The 18808-nt window shown below is 44.6% G+C and carries 12 protein-coding genes, 1 tRNA gene and 1 pseudogene; 2 read left to right on the forward strand and 12 right to left on the reverse strand.

Annotated elements, in window-relative coordinates; genetic code table 11:
* Positions 1 to 105 precede the first annotated feature (105 nt).
* Complete coding sequence (locus P150_RS0112200) at positions 106 to 2253, reverse strand: M3 family metallopeptidase (protein ID WP_028897925.1); 2148 nt, start codon at positions 2251 to 2253, stop codon at positions 106 to 108.
* A gap of 385 nt (positions 2254 to 2638) precedes the next feature.
* Between P150_RS0112200 and P150_RS0112205 the strand changes: the two genes are divergently transcribed.
* Entirely contained in the window at positions 2639 to 3784 is a 1146-nt protein-coding gene (locus P150_RS0112205; protein WP_051617688.1) for an MFS transporter, read from the forward strand.
* A gap of 424 nt (positions 3785 to 4208) precedes the next feature.
* Here P150_RS0112205 and P150_RS0112215 read toward each other — a convergent pair whose 3' ends face one another.
* Positions 4209 to 4700 carry a DUF4112 domain-containing protein gene (locus P150_RS0112215; RefSeq protein WP_028897927.1) on the reverse strand — a complete coding sequence of 164 codons (492 nt, stop codon included), beginning with the start codon at positions 4698 to 4700 and terminating at the stop codon, positions 4209 to 4211.
* An 87-nt stretch (positions 4701 to 4787) separates the two neighbouring features.
* Entirely contained in the window at positions 4788 to 6215 is a 1428-nt protein-coding gene (gene rlmD, locus P150_RS0112220; RefSeq protein ID WP_028897928.1) for a 23S rRNA (uracil(1939)-C(5))-methyltransferase RlmD, read from the reverse strand.
* A 202-nt stretch (positions 6216 to 6417) separates the two neighbouring features.
* Here rlmD and ppdK point away from each other — a divergent pair, with 202 nt between their 5' ends.
* Positions 6418 to 9138 (forward strand): pyruvate, phosphate dikinase, encoded by a 2721-nt coding sequence (gene ppdK / locus P150_RS0112225; RefSeq protein WP_028897929.1) that lies wholly within the window; start codon positions 6418 to 6420, stop codon positions 9136 to 9138.
* 345 nt (positions 9139 to 9483) lie between these two features.
* Here ppdK and P150_RS0112230 read toward each other — a convergent pair.
* From P150_RS0112230 to P150_RS0112270, 9 genes and pseudogenes are all read right to left on the reverse strand, one after another.
* Positions 9484 to 9561 (reverse strand) — tRNA-Arg (locus tag P150_RS0112230).
* A 116-nt stretch (positions 9562 to 9677) separates the two neighbouring features.
* Positions 9678 to 10615, reverse strand: a pseudogene (locus P150_RS16500) (IS30 family transposase).
* Positions 10616 to 11045: 430 nt separating this feature from the next.
* Positions 11046 to 12524, reverse strand: a complete 1479-nt coding sequence (locus tag P150_RS0112240) for an MBOAT family protein (protein WP_028897930.1) — start codon at positions 12522 to 12524, stop codon at positions 11046 to 11048.
* A 7-nt stretch (positions 12525 to 12531) separates the two neighbouring features.
* Positions 12532 to 13290, reverse strand: a complete 759-nt coding sequence (locus P150_RS0112245; protein ID WP_028897931.1) for an SGNH/GDSL hydrolase family protein — start codon at positions 13288 to 13290, stop codon at positions 12532 to 12534.
* Between the two features lie 3 nt (positions 13291 to 13293).
* Positions 13294 to 14046 (reverse strand): exodeoxyribonuclease III, encoded by a 753-nt coding sequence (locus P150_RS0112250; RefSeq protein WP_028897932.1) that lies wholly within the window; start codon positions 14044 to 14046, stop codon positions 13294 to 13296.
* Between the two features lie 48 nt (positions 14047 to 14094).
* A complete protein-coding gene (folE, locus tag P150_RS0112255) occupies positions 14095 to 14688 on the reverse strand; it encodes a GTP cyclohydrolase I FolE (RefSeq protein ID WP_028897933.1) in 594 nt (197 codons plus the stop codon).
* A gap of 68 nt (positions 14689 to 14756) precedes the next feature.
* A complete protein-coding gene (locus P150_RS0112260) occupies positions 14757 to 15524 on the reverse strand; it encodes an SPOR domain-containing protein (RefSeq protein WP_028897934.1) in 768 nt (255 codons plus the stop codon).
* Positions 15525 to 15596: 72 nt separating this feature from the next.
* Positions 15597 to 17717, reverse strand: a complete 2121-nt coding sequence (locus P150_RS0112265; RefSeq protein WP_028897935.1) for a BT_3928 family protein — start codon at positions 17715 to 17717, stop codon at positions 15597 to 15599.
* A complete protein-coding gene (locus tag P150_RS0112270) occupies positions 17704 to 18258 on the reverse strand; it encodes a DUF1599 domain-containing protein (protein WP_028897936.1) in 555 nt (184 codons plus the stop codon). Before P150_RS0112270 ends, P150_RS0112265 begins: the two co-directional genes overlap by 14 nt.
* Positions 18259 to 18808: the final 550 nt, after the last annotated feature.

Genomic DNA, 18808 nt, shown 5'->3' on the forward strand with positions numbered 1-18808 from the left:
CAAATCCAATGTTTTTATTGTGGAGAATCAAGATTCCGTTATCAAAATCTTGATTCCATTGTATAGACTGTTTTTCGCACGTCTTTATTTTCACAAACTATTTAATTAAAGGCCACGTGCCTTCAGCAAACCTGCTGCATCGGGAGCTTTCAAGCCGGTGAAATCAGAGAAAATGTCGAGCAATTCCTTTGTATTTCCCTTGCTGAGAACCTTTGTGCGGAAAGCATCGCCGGTAGAACGGTTCAGAGCACCGAGTTTAGCGAAGTGGTCAGCTACGTTCACTGCGAGCACTTCTGCCCAGAGATAGCTGTAATAGCCGGCAGCATAGCCACCGCCCCAAACGTGATTGAAGTAAGAAGTATTGTAGCGTGGAGGAATCTGATTGTTCAGCAGGCCGATTTCCTTCAACGCATTCTTCTGGAACTCATCAGCTTTCTCTGCCGTTGGTACCTGAGAAGGCGAGAGCGTATGCCAAGCAAGGTCGGAGCAAGTTGCTGCGAGGTTTTCTCCAAGCGCATAAGCTGAGTGGAAGTTGAGCGAATTGAGCATCTTGTTCTTCAGTTCTTCAGGCATAGGAGCATTTGTCTGATAGTGCTTTGCGTAGTTATTGAACACTTCAGGAATGCTTGCAAAACTTTCATTGAACTGCGATGGCATTTCAACAAAGTCGCGAGACACGGCAGTACCACTCAATGTGTTGTACTTGCAGTTGGAAAGCATACCGTGAAGACCGTGCCCGAACTCGTGGAACATAGTAGTTACTTCATCCCAAGTTACGAGCGTTGGCTGTCCTTCAGGTGCTTTTGCATAGTTGCATACATTATATATGATAGGCAACTGGTCTCGGAAGCTGCTCTGCTTTGCAAAAGCACTCATCCACGCACCACCACGCTTTGTGGGGCGACGGAAGTAATCGCAATAGAAAAGTGCGAGTTGTTTGCCGTTGGCATCAATAACGTCGAACACTTTCATATCCTTATGATAGGTGGGAAGGTCTGTACGCTCCTTGAAAGTCAAACCATAAGCACGGTTTGCTGCGTAGAACACACCGTTTACGAGTACGGTATCAATGTTGAAGTATGGTTTTACTTCGTCTTCAGAGAAGTTGAACTGCTCTTTCTTCATCTTTGCAGAATAGTAGAAACGGTCGTATGGCTCCAGTTTGAAAGCTGCTCCCTGTGTCTTTTGGGCATAAGCCTCAATGGATTTCGTTTCAGCTTCGGCCTTTGGCTTATACGCTGCAATGAGATCTTTCAGGAAACTGTATGCATTCTCCGGATTCTTTGCCATCGCATTGTCGAGCGAATAGGCTGCATAATTCTTGTAACCCATTATCTCTGCCTTTTCTGCGCGAAGCTTTGCTATTTCAACGATAATCGGGTAAGTGTTGTATTCGCGTGTACCGTCAGTACGATGGATAGAAGCCTCGTAAACACGCTTGCGCAATTCACGGTTGTCCAGACTGGCAAGAATAGGCTGTTGCGTTGTGTTTGAAATCACGATGCAGTATGGTGCTTTGCCGCCACGGCTTTCAGCATCCTTCTTGCACTGTGCAATGTCGGCATCGCTCAAGCCTGCCAGTTCCTTAACGTCGTTCACCCATACGGTAGATGCCACGCCGGCTTTTGGCAACATATTGCCGAACTCCTGTTGGAGTGTAGCCACACGGCTGTTGATTTCCTGCATACGGTTCATTTTTTCCTTTGAAAGAAGTGCACCGGCACGAACGAAACTCTTGTAGATTTCTTCTGTCAGCTTCTTGTCTTCGCCCTGCAATGAACTCAGTTGATTGTCGTAAACATATTTAATGCGCTGGAAGAACTTCTGATTGAACTTCACTTCACTGTCAAAATCCGTGAGCAAAGGGATAACTTCATTCTCAGCAGCTTCAATTTCCGGAGTCTTTTCAGCTTCTGTTACACAGAAGAATATGTTTGAAACACGGTCGAGCAGTCGTCCGCTCTTTTCATACGCAAGGATAGTATTCTCAAAAGTAGGCTTCTGCTTGTTTGCTACTATCTTCTTTATTTCAGCACGCTGCTCTTCAATGCCGGCTTTGATAGCGGGCAGATAGTGTTCACCTTTGATTCTTGTGAAGTCGGGCGCACCATACTGCAAGGTGCTTTGCTGCATAAGTGGATTGGAATACATTGATTTTACTTTCTTGTCTTTAGGACCTGAAGCGGCACTTGCCATAAGTACGGCGCACGCCAGTCCGGCTGTAACGAATGTTTTTTTGAAATTAGTGTTCATAAACATTTATTTGTTGATTTGAAATTAATGCTATTTATATAGACGTATTCTTCATTCAATAGATTAACCTATCGGCATTATAATGCAGATGTTTCAGCAAAAATAAAAATAAAAAACGGTAAAGTGTAAGGTTTAGATACTTTTTAACTAAAAAACGAGCCTATTCTTTAGCTTTTCTTTATATTCACAGACTTCTATTAGACTGGATCCGATATGGTGGAAGGTGCTCTTTCATCGCATATTATCATCATTGCACACTATAAATTAGCAATCAATACGTTTGGCATTCATTGTAAAAATACGTACTTTTGCAGAACTGAAAGCATAAAACGAAAGGAAATTTGTGATAATTCTCGAAGAAAATGAAGGCATTCCACGCAGTATAATGTTTCTGATGGCGATAATGGCAGGCTTGACAGTTGCCAATCTTTACTACAACCAGCCTTTGCTGGAAGTCATCAGCACGGAGTTAGGAGTAAGTCAGGTATTGACCAATCTCATTACAGTTATTACACAGATAGGTTATGTCTTTGGACTGATGTTCATTATCCCTTCAGGTGATCTCTTCAGTCGAAGAAAAATTATCCTTTACAGTATGTCGGTTGCCATAATTACGGCAGCAGTCATTGGTTTGTCCCACAATATCTATCTTATTTGGTTGGCATCCCTGTTGCTCGGAGCGTCCTCTGTAATCCCACAGCTTTTCATTCCCGTTGCCAGCCAGTTTTCCCGACCCGAAAACAAAGCCACCAATATGGGCTATGTGTTGTCGGGATTGCTCACGGGAATCCTTGGAGCACGTGTCATAAGTGGTTTTGTGGGCGATATGCTCGGTTGGCGTGCAATGTTTCTGATAGCAGCCTGTATAATGATAGTGTGCTGCACACTCTGCAAATTCCTTATGCCTGATATGCAACAGAACTTCAAGGGGACGTATCCACAGCTTCTCAAGACAGTTTGGAGTATCTATCGCACCCATCCTCTCATTCGTCTCTATTCCATCCGTGCAGGTTTTGGATTTGGTAGTATGCTTGCCATCTGGGCTTGTTTGGCTTTCCATATTGCGGGAGAACCCTTCAATGCCGGCAGCGATAAGGTGGGAATATTGGGATTGTGTGGAGTTGCCGATGCTTTGTCGGCTTCCGGAATGGGAAAGTTCATTCCTCGGTTCGGAATTCGTAGAATGAGTGCTGCCGGTGCTTTGCTGCAGATGTTGGCTTGGTCGGTAGCTTATATTTTCAATGACAGCTACGCAGGTTTGGCAGTGGCTATCATTATTGTGGATGTAGGCATTCAATGTCAGCAGTTGAGCAATCAGAGTGGATGTTTGCAGGAAGTTCCCGAAGCAAGCAATCGTGCAAACACAATCTTTATGACCACCTATTTTATTGGAGGAAGCCTTGGAACCTTCTGTGCGGGACTGGGGTGGGAAGCAATGGGATGGGCAGGCGTATGTGTCGTAGGTCTTTCCTTCGCTATGGTTTCTTTGTTGGTTTCCACATTTGAAGGTAAGATGCTTGCCGGTCATTAGAATTTCATCCGTGCAGAATTATGAATAATCACAACAAAAACCTCTTTATAATTCGCTTATTTTGAATAATTTATTTTTATTTTTCAAATATCACATTTATTGATGTGCAATCATAAGGCTTTAATTACAAGTGTCTTATGATAAAAAATAGTTTTTTGCGCATAATAAAACCTCAATAAATGTTGCAAAATGAATATAAAATCGGAAATAAAGAATATAAAATCTCCTTGTTTCTTCGCATTTTCTCTATTCATTCTTGCGATAGACGCAATACATTTATCGCAAGAATGAAATATATTCTTCGTGTTTTTGGAATCTAAAAGGGTTAAAAACTCCAATCAATCTGATAAATACTGTCTGATTTTCTCTATATTGCTGAAAAATAATATCGTTTTTTCAGTAAATTATTTTTACGATATTACCATTAGTTCCACAGGCTGTTAAATCCTATAATATATTTCGTAGCAGTTATGAGTGCGTACAGCATCCCCGCAATGAGCGCAAGGAAGATGAATATTCCGACAGCACTTTGTGTGGCACGCTTGTTCACGTTTCGGATGATTTCCTTATCGCCGTCCACGAATCCTCGTATCATCATCATATTTTCTCTGTTGGAGCGATAGAAAAAATCGAGTACGTTGCCGAGATAGAATGGTATCAGTCCGAGCAGCACGTCGCGGAGAATGTTGTTGGCTATGGCAAGGGTAAGCGATACGCTCTTTACTTTCACGAGTGCAAACCATATATATATCAAGGCAAAGAGAGCTGTAACAAAGTCGCCAATACCAAGTGGAATAAGCCCGATGACTCCGTCCAAATAGTATTTGTCCAATATACGCTGTAATTGGTCCATTTGTTTGAAAGTGATGCTTCGGACAATTTTCTCCTTCGCTATGTTGCGCCTTGTTTCGTTCATCTTTATATTTTGGGGAATTTGAGTGTACAAAATAAATACAGGCATAGAAGAAGGTTGTATCTTCTATGCCTTTTAAAACAAATTTTATTATATTCGTTCTTCAAGCAGTACCACGTTTTCCACGTGTGGTGTGTGTGGAAACATATCCACAGGCTGAACGGCTGTTACCTTATAGTCTTTGTCGAGCAATGCCAAATCGCGCGCCTGTGTTGCCGGATTGCAACTGACATAGACAATGCGCTTGGGATGAGCACCGAGAATCACGTTTACAACATCCTGATGCATACCTGCACGAGGAGGGTCTGTAATGATTACGTCCGGACGTCCGTGCTGTTTCACAAACTCCTCGGTAAGAATATCCTTCATATCGCCGGCATAGAATAATGTATTTTCTATATTGTTAATTTCTGAATTTACCTTTGCATCTTCAATCGCTTCGGGAACGTATTCAATGCCGATAACCTTTTTGGCCTTTTGGGCTACGAAGTTTGCAATCGTTCCCGTGCCGGTATAAAGGTCGTACACGAGTTCTTCGCCGGAAAGGTTTGCGAAGTTTCGGGCTACGGAATAAAGGTGGTATGCCTGTTCCGTGTTCGTTTGATAGAAACTCTTCGGGCCAACCTTGAACTTCAGATCCTCCATCAATTCAAAAATATGGTCGTTCCCCTTGAAGACTTCCAGTTCCAAATCATTGAACGTATCGTTCCCTTTCTGATTGTCTACACAGAGAAGTGATGTTATTTCGGGGAAATTATCGGCAACGTGCTGCATCAATCCTCTTGCGCGTGCATCGTCTCCCTCCTCGTCGTAATGGAATTGCACAAGCACCATCCATTCGCCGGTATTGGAATTGCGCATCATTATGTCGCGGAGCAGTCCGTGCTGTTCCCGAATGTCATAGAAAGATATTCCATTGTCCAGAGCATAGTCTCGAATTGCATTTCTAACCTTGTTACAATAGTCGTCCATTAAATGGCATTTCTCAATAGGATAGATCTTGTCGAAAGCTCCTGTGATGTGAAAGCCTATTGCTCCTTGAGTCAGTCCCACGCCTTCAGGAAGTTCAGTCAGTTCTTCCTGAGTGTACCAACGTTTGTTGGCGCAACCGAATTCAAGTTTATTGCGGTACTCCCAAATCTGTTGAGAGCCCATAATCGGGGTAAATTCAGGTAACTCAACCTTACCTATACGGGAAAGTTGGTCGAAAACCTGCTTTTGTTTGGCTTTCAGTTGTTCCTCGTAAGGCAGATTCTGCCATTTGCAACCACCACAAATTCCAAAATGAGCACATTTGGGTTCTATGCGTGTAGGGCTGTATGAAACAAAACGGATTACGGTTGCTTCGCAATAGCTGTTTCGTTTCTTTCTGACTTGCAGATCAACTACGTCGCCGGGTACAACGAAGGGCACAAAAACAACCATATCATTGACGTGAGCAACGCATTTCCCTTCTGCTGCTACGGCTTCAATGACTACATTCTCCAATATTGGCAATGTTTTTCTCTTTCTACTCATTTCTTAATGTTTGGCTGCAAAGTTACCATTTTTTTGGTATTTCGCCATCAATAAACTGATGTTTTAGCCCATATCAGGCTAATTAAACAACAAAAATGCAAAGTCGATGTTACATTTTGGGATAAAAATTTGTTATAATTACAAATTATATATATATTTGCACTTACGAAGAATTTACTATATATAATATTAAAAAAAGACTATGAGTGTAAAAAGAGTTTATACCTTCGGTAATGGAAAAGCTGAAGGTAAAGCCGACATGAGAAATCTCCTTGGTGGCAAGGGTGCCAACCTCGCGGAAATGAATTTGATCGGCGTACCAGTTCCTCCAGGATTTACAATTACTACGGATGTATGCAACGAATACTATGAAGTAGGAAAAGAAAAGGTTGTTGAACTTCTTTTAAAGGAAGTTACCAGCAGCGTGAAGCACGTTGAAGGTTTGATGAACTGTAAGTTCGGAGATCCGTCGAATCCTCTTTTGTTGAGCGTTCGTTCAGGTGCTCGCGCCTCTATGCCGGGTATGATGGATACCATTCTTAACCTTGGTTTGAACGATGTTGTTGTTGAAGGTCTTGCTAAAAAGACTGGCAACGAGCGTTTCGCATTCGACAGCTATCGCCGATTCGTGCAAATGTATGGCGATGTTGTATTGGGTATGAAGCCGGTAAACAAAGAAGATATCGACCCATTTGAAGCCATTATTCAGAAAGTTAAGGCACAGCGTGGCATTAAGCTCGACAACGAAATGACCGTTGAGGAGCTCAAGCAGCTTGTTGCTGAATTTAAAAAAGCCATCAAGGACCAGACTGGTCAGGATTTCCCAACTGATCCTATGGAACAGCTTTGGGGTGCTATCTGCGCCGTTTTCACGTCTTGGATGAACGAGCGTGCCATCCTCTATCGTAAGATGGAAGGCATTCCACAGGAATGGGGTACTGCCGTAACCGTACAGGCGATGGTATTCGGCAATATGGGCGATACGTCTGCTACTGGTGTTTGCTTCTCTCGTGATGCAGGTTCTGGCGAAAACGTGTTCAATGGCGAGTATTTGGTAAATGCACAGGGCGAAGACGTGGTTGCAGGTATCCGTACTCCACAGCAGATTACAAAATATGGTTCACAGAAGTGGGCTAAGCAGCAGGGCATCGAAGAAGAAGTTCGTGCTTCAAAATATCCTTCTATGGAGGAGGCTATGCCTGAAATCTATGCTCAGTTGGACGCTCTTCAGGACAAGCTCGAGAAGCACTATCACGATATGCAGGATATGGAATTCACGGTTCAGGATGGTAAGCTGTGGTTCCTTCAGACTCGTAACGGTAAGCGTACCGGTACTGCTATGGTTAAGATTGCAATGGACTTGCTTGCTGAAGGCGAAATCGATGAGAAGACAGCACTGAAGCGTTGCGAACCAAACAAACTCGATGAACTGCTCCACCCGGTATTTGACAAGGAAGCATTGACAGCTGCTCGCGTTCTTACACGTGGTTTGCCTGCATCTCCTGGTGCTGCTTGTGGTCAGATAGTATTCTTTGCAGATGATGCTGCAAAGTGGCACGAGGATGGCCATCAGGTGGTAATGGTTCGTATTGAGACATCTCCCGAAGACTTGGCTGGTATGTCTGCTGCCGAGGGTATCTTGACAGCACGTGGCGGTATGACCTCACACGCTGCCGTAGTTGCCCGTGGTATGGGTAAGTGCTGCGTTTCTGGTGCCGGTGCAATGGTTATCGACTATAAGGCACGCACGGTTGAGATTGACGGTATCGTTCTTCACGAAGGCGATTATATTTCTATCAATGGATCTACCGGTGAGGTTTACTATGGCGAGGTCAAGACACGACCAGCTGAGGTAACAGGCGATTTCGCTAAGCTGATGGATCTTTGCAAGAAGTACACAAAGCTCGTGGTTCGTACAAATGCTGATACTCCACACGATGCAGAAGTTGCCAGCAATTTCGGTGCAGTAGGTATTGGTCTTTGCCGTACAGAGCACATGTTCTTTGAAAACGAAAAGATCAAGGCAATGCGCGAAATGATTCTTTCAGATACTGTTGAAGACCGTGAGAAGGCACTCGAAAAGTTGTTACCATTCCAAAAGCAGGACTTCTACGGCATCCTGAAGTGTATGGATGGTATGCCGGTAAACATCCGTTTGCTCGATCCACCTTTGCACGAATTCGTGCCACACGATTTGGAAGGTCAGGAAATTATGGCAAAGGAAATGGGCGTAAGCGTTAAGTTTATTCAGAAGCGTGTAAACTCATTGTCAGAACATAACCCAATGTTGGGTCTCCGTGGTTGTCGTCTCGGTAACACATTTCCTGAAATCACAGCAATGCAGACGCGAGCTATCCTCGGTGCTGCCGTTCAGTTGAAGAAGGAAGGCCTTAACCCAATGCCGGAGATTATGGTTCCTCTCGTAGGTATCGTGAACGAGCTTGATATTCAGGAAGGCATCATTCGCAAGACAGCTGAGAAACTCTTCAAGGAAGAAGGCGTTGAAGTTCCATTCAAGGTGGGTACAATGATTGAAATCCCACGTGCAGCCCTTACCGCAGACTTGATTGCCAACAAGGCAGAATACTTCAGCTTCGGTACGAATGACTTGACACAGATGACTTTCGGTTATAGCCGTGATGACATTGCCAGCTTCTTGCCAAGCTACCTTGAGAAGAAGATTCTCGACGTAGACCCATTCCAGGTTCTCGATCAGCAGGGTGTTGGACAACTGATTAAGACAGCTGTCGATAAGGGACGTGCTACACGCAAGGATTTGAAGTGTGGCATCTGTGGTGAGCACGGTGGCGAACCAAGCTCAGTCAAGTTCTGCCATCGCGTAGGTCTCAACTACGTAAGTTGTTCTCCATTCCGTGTGCCAATTGCACGTTTGGCAGCGGCGCAGGCATCGCTTGAAGATTAAAGCGTAATTAACTGATATACAAACAATTAGGCTGTAACTCCTTGGCAGTACAAGGGTTACAGCCTAATTTCGTAAAGGGGCGGATGCGCAGATGACCATTACTTCTTGTTTTGTTATGTTAGTATGAATTGTACGGCGAAAGAAAGTAAAGAGAAAGCAGTAACACATCTGAAGATGAATGGTAACAAATTTTGTTTCTGATAGGTTGTTTTTGTTCCCATTACTTCCCATTTCCCTTTTGGTTTAACGTTTAGTATAACTCCTGTAAATGTGTTAGTTAGCTGACGAGTAACTATATATCAACAAAAAAGAGGACATTGTTGCCAATGTCCTCTTTTCTTGTGATGGTGATTCCGTTGGGGTTCGAACCCAAGACCCACAGCTTAGAAGGCTGTTGCTCTAATCCAACTGAGCTACGGAACCATTAAATCGGGTGCAAAAGTAGTCTTTTTATTTGTTTTTACCAAATTATTTCGTATCTTTTTAGAATATAAACTGAAAATGATGAAAAAGTGTAGAGTCAACCAGCAAGTGCAAAATTACAACACATGTTTGAAGAACTCGCACTTTGGTGTGGAAAAGTTTAGTTTTTCCCTTGGTCTTTCATTCAATATCTTCTGTATGGCCATAATCCTCTTGTCCGTATAGTTCTCAAAGGAATCCTTTTTAGGTATATATTGTCTGATTAACTTGTTTGTATTCTCAATGGGTCCCTTTTGCCATGGACAATATGGATCTGCAAAGTACACAGGCACGCCCAACCATTTCGTGATATCCTTATGTGCGGCAAACTCAGGTCCGTTGTCAGTGGTAATGGTCTTCAGTCTGTCCTTGTATGGCAGCAGCAGTCTCCTGACTGCTTTTGCCAGAGGCTTCGACTGCTTCCCAAATGGCAGTTTCTGCATAAGCAACATATTGGTGGGTTTCTCCACCAGTGTGAGTATGGCGCGCTGGGCAGGGTCGACGATCAGGTCCATCTCAAAGTCTCCAAATCTCTTCCCGTCCACTTCCTTGTTTCTCTCATGGATGCGCACCCTGTCCTTGACAGGAAGATGCCCCCCTTTGGGTGATGCCTGTATTTCATCTTGTGTCTTGTGTGCCCGGCAAGTTTCCCTGTCGGGTCATCGTGGATGATGTTGTAGATGGACTGATGGGACACCCTTATCCCATCATTCACACGCAGATACCCCGATATTTGTCTTGGAGACCATTGGTCATTAACGATATATTCCTTGATTCTCCAGACCAATTCGTCGGAGAGCTTGGAGTTCGTCCCCGTTCTCTCTCTGCGCTGCATGGCCATGTCGTGCGCCTTCGTCCAGATATACTTTCCCGAGGGCGTGCTGTTGCGTTTGATTTCACGTGAGAGTGTTGCCTGACTGATGCCGACGATGGCGGCAATTTCTTTTCTTGCGGTTTTCTTTTGAAGTAAGGCGAAAATTTGCGACCTTTGCTCCGAGATTAATTGATGATACATTTACAATACAAAGTTAGTTAATCTTGGGGAGACTTCGGTCTCCCTTTTTAAATTTGTATTGCTGGTTGTTTCTTTTTCCTCGCCGAGAGATGCACACAACCTCTCGCTACGCTTCGAGAACGTCTGCATCTCTCGGCGAGGGCTACTCTTTTTTGCACTTCGATTTGGAATCTTCAAAGGGATAGAGGCATAGGACTAATAGCAAGCCTGATTTGCTCAATTAATTCGCAAAAGCATTCCCTTGGTATTTTGAATTTCAATTTTTTATTTGCTGCAAATCTTCTTTTCAAACTTTATTATTTGCTGATGGCTAATGTTGGAGAATGTCTCTGCCTTCAATACATATTGTTTGATAAAGTTCAATTATATTTTCAATACTTCTTTTTGAATCGTGAAGGAAGAATTTGTTTGTAAAACTCGTTGAAATGTCTTAAAACTGTGTGTAGATGAAAGGCTGAACATTGTCTTGGCTGAAATTGATAATGAGCTGAAGAGTAATGAGGAGGATAATAAATTTGAGAATTGGGTGTGCATTGATGAATTTCTCTTGCATCCAGTCGTAGTCGTGTTTGCGGATGGAATGAAGCTCCAGACCTATTGCCAACAGCACCAACCACATTGGGCGAGCCATCAGGAACGGATAGATGTCGCCGAGGTGGAGGTTTGTGTAAAGATTTGTAAAGATGGAGAAAGCCGTGTCAAGGTTTGGTGCACGGAAAAATACCCAAGCACAGGCTACATAAGTAAAGGTAATGAGCCAACTGGTAGCTTTGACGGGAATCGTGTTCTTTATTTTTTTCAAGCCGTGATTGGATGCGAACTTATGAATAATCAGTCCGACACCGTGCAGCACTCCCCATATAACGAACATTCCCGATGCTCCGTGCCACAATCCGGCGACGGTCATCGTAAGAAAACTGTTGGAATAGGTTCTGATGTTACCTTTCCTGTTTCCTCCCAGTGGGATGTAAATATAATCTCTGAACCAAGATGAGAGTGCAATGTGCCAACGATGCCAGAATTCTGTCAGGTTCAGGCTTTGGTAAGGGAAACTGAAGTTGTTGGGAAGTTGGAATCCCATCAATGCCGCAAGTCCTATTGCCATATCGCTGTAACCGGAGAAATCGCAATAAATCTGGAGTGTATAGCCGAGCACGCCCATCAGGTTTTCAAAACCGGAGTAGGCCAGTGGATTGTCGAAAACAAGGTTGTTGAACTGTGCCAGATAATCGGCTATGAGGCATTTTTTCAGCAATCCACAGATGATGAGCCATAAACCTTTGTTTATGAGTGCTTTGTCTGTCAGTTTAGGTTCGTTTACCTGTGGTATTAATACTTCTGCCCGGGTTATTGGTCCTGCTATGAGCAGGGGAAAAAAGGTAAGGTAAAAGCTGTATTCTGTGAGTCCTGTTGTTTTCGGGAACCTCTCCTTGTAGACGTCTATCGTATAGCTGATGGCCTGAAAAGTGTAGAAAGATATGCCGATGGGCAGTATCATTTCCGTCAGTGCAAAGTTACTGCTGAATATTCCGTTGAGAATTTCCAAACCGAAGTTCGTGTATTTATAGTAGAGTAGGGGAAAGAGTTCAAGAAAAATAATCAGTCCAAGTCCTACTTTTCGTGGTTCTCCTCGCTTGAGGCGCATCATTTTCTTAGTGAGATACCAAGAAATAACGGTTGCAGCAGGCAATAAAAGCATCAAGGCACCATTCGCCTTGAATGCAAAAAACAGGCTGAAAAGTATCACGTAGGCCTGCATCCAAGTTTTTCTGCAATGGTTTATACCTATATATATAGCAAAAAACAACAGGAATGCCACCATAAAGGGTAGGGTGCTGATCGACCATTCCTTGCTCGATGTGGTAAGGAAAGTGCCCAATGCGCTTATTGTCTGTTGTAAATCTATCATAGTAGGTTTAGAATCCTTCAAAACTTGGTTGCAGCAATCTCGTTAAAGTTGCTTTGTGATGACCTTTGGGAATATTCAGTTTTACAGGGTCTGCTGCTTCCTTGCCCGACATATAGGCAGCCGCCTTGTCCATCCATGCCGCTGCCGCATCCCACGTTGGGTGGTAATGGTCGGGGCCGCGTTGCAGTCCTAAGCCTCTGCTGTTGAAATAGTGTCCTTTTCCTGAATGTCTTGCAATGATATCCAAAATGCCCGTATCGCCATTCCATTCGGCCGGACCAATCCAAACAAATGGAGAATTGCCTATCTTTCTGACAATCTCTTGGATATATTTCTCCCTTACGTCCAAGTCGTTGATGAAAAGTTCGTTGCTTCCGAGGCAGAGAATGATGTAGGTAGGCTTGTATTCAGCCACCAAATGCTCCAGCGTGTTGGTAGTAGCCCACTTCTCGGTAGTGGAACTGTACCATATTACGGTGTAGAGCTTGTGTCCGTTTTCCTTTGCATAATCTCCCAGTCTTCGGGAAAGCCCTTCCACCATTGAGTCGCCGATGAAGAGGAAAGTGTGGTTGCTGATGGCTTTCTTCGCTTTTTTCTGTCTCGCTGTTGCTATGGTGTCCTTGCTTTCTGATTTTCTGAGTTCGGCAAGATTTATTTTCTTGAGCAGCAGATTTCCCACCGAAATATCCTTTGGTATCACGGCATAAATGATAACGGCTGCCAGAGCAGCAGCCATTATAAGTAGGATTTTGATCTGCTCGCGCATTGATTAGAAGTTTACTACCACTTCTACGGGACAATGGTCGCTGCCCAATACATCCGTATGAATCTTGGCTTCAGCGAGTTGCTCTCTCAAACGCTCTGAAAGTAAGAAGTAGTCGATGCGCCAACCGGCATTCTTCTCTCGCGCCTTAAATCTGTACGACCACCAAGAATAAGTTACCTGTTCGGGATAAAGCGTGCGGAAGCTGTCGATGAAGCCCTTGCCGAGGAACTGTGTCATCTTGGCTCTCTCCTCGTCAGTGAAGCCTGCGTTCTTGCGGTTGCTCTTCGGATTCTTCAAGTCTATTTCCTCGTGTGCCACATTGAGGTCGCCACAGACGAGCACTGGTTTCTTTTCGTCCAGTTTCTGGATATATGCCTGAAAATCGTCTTCCCACTGCATTCGGTAGTCCAATCGGCGCAGACCGTCCTGTGAGTTTGGCGTATAGACCGTTACAAGATAGAACTGTTCCATTTCGAGCGTGATGACACGACCTTCGTGGTCGTGCTCGTCGATTCCCAATCCATAGGCTACGCTTAGGGGCTTATGCTTTGTGAAGATGGCCGTTCCCGAGTAGCCTTTCTTGTCGGCATAGTTCCAATAGGATTCGTAGCCCGGGAAACTGATGTCTAATTGTCCTTCCTGCATCTTCGTTTCCTGAAGACAGAAGAAATCGGCATCAATGGCCTCAAAACTCTCCTTGAAGCCCTTGGTTACACAGGCACGGAGTCCGTTTACGTTCCAAGATATAAATTTCATAAGTCTGTTCTTTTGTTATGTGGGGTGTTATATTTTGTAAGTGAGTCTTTAGATTCTCTTCGTTTCCGTTTTGAGAAGGTTCATAAATTCCTCACGTGTCTTTGCTTGATTGAATGCGCCGCTGAAAGCACTCGTTGTTGTGATTGAATTTTGCTTTTCAATGCCCCGCATCTGCATGCACATGTGCTTCGCTTCTATGATAACCATTGTTCCCAGAGGCTGCAATGTATCTTGAATACAGTCCTTTATCTGTTCGGTAAGCCTTTCCTGTACCTGAAGACGGTGGCTGAAGATATCAACCACGCGGGCAACCTTGCTCAGCCCTGTGATATGTCCGTTTGGAATGTAGGCTACATGCGCCTTTCCATAGAACGGAAGTATATGGTGCTCGCACATTGAGAAAAAATCGATGTCCTTGACGATTACCATCTGATTGTATTTCTCTTCAAAAAGCGCATCGGTCAATACCTTGTGTGGGTCTTGCGTGTAGCCGCGGGTCAATACCTGCATTGCCTTTGCCACGCGCATAGGAGTTTTTTCGAGTCCTTCCCTTGTAGGGTCTTCGCCTAAAAGTGTAAGAACTTCCTTATAGTGTGCTGCCAACTCATCGAGTCCGTCGCGATATTCTATATTTGTATTCATAGGATTGGATATAGTGTTATTAGTCTTATTTCGTAATGCTGTTTTTGAAATACGATATAATGATTTTTTTAATAAGTTTCTTCCATTGCCGGCGTCCCGTCAAGATATGCTGTTGTCTTGATGGTTACCATCGTTCTGATGATGTTTGCGTGGGAGTAACCCTCCTTCTTCAGTTTCTTCATCACTGCCCGAGCCTTCTCGTAGCTTGTGAAATTCCCCACCTGACACATCCATCGGGGAGAGTAGAAGTGTACGTAAATCGGTTCTTCGGGACAAATCATCTTCACTTTCTGTCCGATTTTTTCTGCTTCCTGTCTTGCTGCTCGGGTATTGCCGCCCGAATAGGCCAGAACTCGGAATCCCCGGGCTTTCTTTGCGCCTCTGACGACGCGCTTTGTTACGGTTCGTGTCTCGCCGGTGCCGTCGCTTTCGCTTGCAACTTGCCTGCGCACCCTCTTGCGCACCCATTTGGTGCGTTGCGTGATAGCTCCTGTCTGCGTGTTGCTGTCTGACGGCTTAGCCACCTCTATCTTTGGCTGAGGAGGCATCTGCACGACAGGAACTTTCAGTTCAGGCTTTGCAGCGGGTTTAGATGCCGTCTGACTGGCAGCCATTGTCTGTTGCATCTGCTGTCTTCTTGCGTTTTCCTTATTCTCTTTGGCAGCTTGTTTTGCAGCTTTCCTCTCTGCTTTCTTCTCCGCCTTAGTCTTTGCTTTCCTGTTTCCGTTCACAACTGCATCTACATCAGCACTTTGTGTAACGGTAACTGTGCCTTGTGCATTTACAGCGATTGCGCTGAAGAATGCAATGACTAATAGTGCAAGGAATTTCTTCATCTGTTTTTTTGTTAGGATAATCCTGCAAACGCCGTGTGAAAGGGCATTTACAGGATTATTATGGTTGGAATATTATTTCTTCCAAGCGTCGATGATAGCCTTGAAATCGGCAGCCTTCAAAGAAGCACCACCAATCAGACCACCGTCAATGTTTGGCTTGGAGAAGAGTTCGTCTGCGTTCTTGGCATTGCAGCTGCCGCCATAAAGAATGCTGGTTTCGGCAGCAATTTCCTTACCGAACTTGTCGGCTACGATAGAACGGATGTAGGCAAGCATTTCTTCTGCCTGATCAGACGTAGCAGTCTTACCCGTACCGATAGCCCAGATTGGCTCGTAGGCAAGAATGATGTTCTTCCATTCCTCTGCGCTGAGATTGAATACAGAACCCTCGAGCTCTGCCTTTACAACTTCGTTCTGCTTGTTTGCCTCACGCTCTTCGAGAGATTCGCCGCAGCAGAAGATAACCTTCAGACCGTTTGCAAGTGCCAACTGCACCTTCTCCTTCAGAATTTCGGCTGTTTCGCCATAATACTGGCGGCGTTCAGAGTGGCCGAGGATTACGTATTCAGCACCAGTGCTCTTTACCATAGCTGCCGAAACTTCACCTGTGTAGGCACCTTTCTCCTTGTCGGCACAGTTTTCAGCACCGAGACCCACCAATTCCTTATCCAATACGTTGGCCACGCTTGCCAAGTGGATGAATGGGGTGCAGATTACAACGTCGCAATTTGGCTTGTCGGCCTTCAAAGCGTCGTTGATTTCAGTTGCCAGAGCAATACCTTCTTGCAGGGTTTCGTTCATTTTCCAGTTACCTGCTACAATTTTCTTTCTCATTTGTCTTTTACGTTTTAAGAGTTGATATAATTTGTTCGACTGTTCTTTCTTCACGAGCCATTGTTCTTTTTCCTTCAGCCATTGCTCGCGCTTCTTTACCCATTGCGTCCACGCCCAGATTCGGTCGGCCACAATGAGGAGAATCAGTGGGAGAATGTAGCACAATACGATGGCGAAGATTTTCGACCACGTGCTGTCCTCTGGTTCGTGCCCGATGGACAATAAGTTCAAAGGTGCATTCAGTTCCTCAGCCGTAGGCAGGTCGTTGTGGCTCCACTTGTTGATGATTGTGCCCTGATAGAGCAGCAGCAGTCCCGGATTGCTGCGGATAACCGTCTTCAGTGTGGTTCCGTCCGTAGTATAGATGGGATATTCCGCGCCGGTAACGTCTCTCCAGTGCTTCACGCCGTAATCCGTACTGGCCGACAGACCGTAGAAATCGTAGCCGTGTTCCTTTGCATATTCATAGATATAGTCTATCTCTCCGAAATTTCCGTCTTCTGCCACTTCAAAGAATGGTGAGATAAGAAGGAACGTATAGTTCTTCTTCGTGAGAATAGCCTCTGTCAGATCCTCTCCCGTTTCCTCGTTCGTGATGGAAAAGTCGTGGATTGGCGGCTCATATCCCTGTTCTACAATCTCCTGTTTTGAGTCTATAAACACCCAAGTGCTGTCGTCGTAGGGAAAATTCTTCTCGTCAAATTCTTTCTGAACGCCGTCTTTCACGCAGATAAACGTGTTCTTGTAGACCGTAGGCTTCGCATCCTTCGGAATTTCCATTCCCTTCTTGATGTTCTGACCGATGAAATAAGGTCGGAAATCGAAGATGGGCAGGTGGTAAAGACTCAATACGGATGCAACTACGATAAAGACAATCGTGAAGTAGGTGGCAATCCACTGGTTGGTCTTTGAAATGAACCGCACCTGATAGAGCGGCCATTTCATAACGACGATTGACGCTGTCAGGAGAACGACGTTCTTTCCGAAGGTCATAGAATTAGACAGCCGAATGGCATCGCCGAAGCAGCCGCAGTCCTGAATAGGATTGCCGATGGTCAGCCAAAGTGTTACAGCCGTCATACAGACCATAAAGAACACCGTCAGCTTGCTTACCAGTCTTCTCTGTATTGCCAGCAGAATCAGCACGCCGAGCGTAAACTCGATGGCTGAAAGGCCGATGGAAGTAATGAGCTGAATCCACTCCGGCACCTTTCCGGCAAGGTTCAGGGCTTCAAGATAGTCGCCTATCTTGTATTGCGTTCCCAAAGGGTCGATGCTTTTGACAAAGCCCGAGAAGATAAACGTGATGGCGAGCAATGTCCGGCACAGATTGACCAGAAAAGATTTAAACTTGTTCATTTAACTTTATTGCTCCGAAAACTGCATAGTTGATGATGTCCATATAGTTGGAATCGATGCCCTCACTTACTAAAGTATTGCCGTTGAGGTTTTCAATCTCCTTCACGCGCTCAATTTTTGTAAGGATAAAATCCGTGTAACTGCTCACGCGCATATCTCTCCACGCCTCTCCGTAGTCGTGGTTCTTCTTCAGCATCAGCTCGTAGGCCGACTTTGCGTGCAGGTCGTAGAGTGCCAATGCCTCGTCGGGAGTGATGTCCACGCTGTCTACAAACGATTTCTCCAACTGAATCAGCCCGATGACGCCATAGTTTATCAGCGCGATGAATTCCGGACGTATGCCTTCTCCGACACGATTCTCGCCCGTGATTTCCAACGAACGGATGCGCTTTGCCTTGATGAAAAGCTGATCCGTGAGCGAAGACGGGCGCAATATGCGCCACGAAGCACCATAGTCGTGAAGTTTCTTGGCAAAAAGCGACCTGCACTCTGCCATAGCATCTTGGAATTGCTGTTCTGTTCTGGAAATCTGTTGTGCCATTAGATACCTGTTTTTGAATGCAAAAATACAGAAAATCTCTGAACTGGCAAAACATTCTTCCGAATATAATACCCCATTTTGAGATTACGTCTGCAAGTTAATGCGGAAAATGTTCGGGTTCGAGATTGGCAAATAAATGCACAAGTGAACTGTTTTACCGGCAAATCTGTTTAAAGCCCTATTGTTTCAGTCCTGCTCGTCTGTCATATTTCCTGTGCATAGAGCGATAATATACTTACCTAAAGTTCGCAATAAGTCTGATTAAAAAGCAGTATGATTGTTCTGAAAATAATTAATCTTCTTTTGGTTTAATCTCTCACAGAGATTTCTGGTTTGTCTTATCCTGAACTGGCATAGAAAATGATTGGAAATACAGATAAATTCCCTTACCTCCTTGTTCCCTCGTCGTCTCGTCCCCTTGTTTCCTCTTTTCTCTGATTTCGGACTTTATCCCGAAATCAGAGAAAAGAATCGGAAATATATTGACAAACGTCTTTGAAATACGTCGATTTTTCGCACAGAAGATTTTTATTTTTCAAATATGCGATTT

Source organism: Prevotella sp. HUN102, from assembly GCF_000688375.1.
Lineage (GTDB): Bacteria > Bacteroidota > Bacteroidia > Bacteroidales > Bacteroidaceae > Prevotella.

What these genes read in the sequence shown, in the direction of transcription:
- folE (WP_028897933.1), bottom strand. Translation starts at nt 14,688, where the DNA reads ATGAATACAAATATAGAATATCGCGACGGACTCGATGAGTTGGCAGCA.
- rlmD (WP_028897928.1), bottom strand. Translation starts at nt 6,215, where the DNA reads ATGAGTAGAAAGAGAAAAACATTGCCAATATTGGAGAATGTAGTCATT.
- ppdK (WP_028897929.1), top strand. Translation starts at nt 6,418, where the DNA reads ATGAGTGTAAAAAGAGTTTATACCTTCGGTAATGGAAAAGCTGAAGGT.
- P150_RS0112265 (WP_028897935.1), bottom strand. Translation starts at nt 17,717, where the DNA reads ATGAACAAGTTTAAATCTTTTCTGGTCAATCTGTGCCGGACATTGCTC.
- P150_RS0112240 (WP_028897930.1), bottom strand. Translation starts at nt 12,524, where the DNA reads ATGATAGATTTACAACAGACAATAAGCGCATTGGGCACTTTCCTTACC.
- P150_RS0112260 (WP_028897934.1), bottom strand. Translation starts at nt 15,524, where the DNA reads ATGAAGAAATTCCTTGCACTATTAGTCATTGCATTCTTCAGCGCAATC.
- P150_RS0112200 (WP_028897925.1), bottom strand. Translation starts at nt 2,253, where the DNA reads ATGAACACTAATTTCAAAAAAACATTCGTTACAGCCGGACTGGCGTGC.
- P150_RS0112215 (WP_028897927.1), bottom strand. Translation starts at nt 4,700, where the DNA reads ATGAACGAAACAAGGCGCAACATAGCGAAGGAGAAAATTGTCCGAAGC.
- P150_RS0112250 (WP_028897932.1), bottom strand. Translation starts at nt 14,046, where the DNA reads ATGAAATTTATATCTTGGAACGTAAACGGACTCCGTGCCTGTGTAACC.
- P150_RS0112245 (WP_028897931.1), bottom strand. Translation starts at nt 13,290, where the DNA reads ATGCGCGAGCAGATCAAAATCCTACTTATAATGGCTGCTGCTCTGGCA.
- P150_RS0112270 (WP_028897936.1), bottom strand. Translation starts at nt 18,258, where the DNA reads ATGGCACAACAGATTTCCAGAACAGAACAGCAATTCCAAGATGCTATG.
- P150_RS0112205 (WP_051617688.1), top strand. Translation starts at nt 2,639, where the DNA reads ATGTTTCTGATGGCGATAATGGCAGGCTTGACAGTTGCCAATCTTTAC.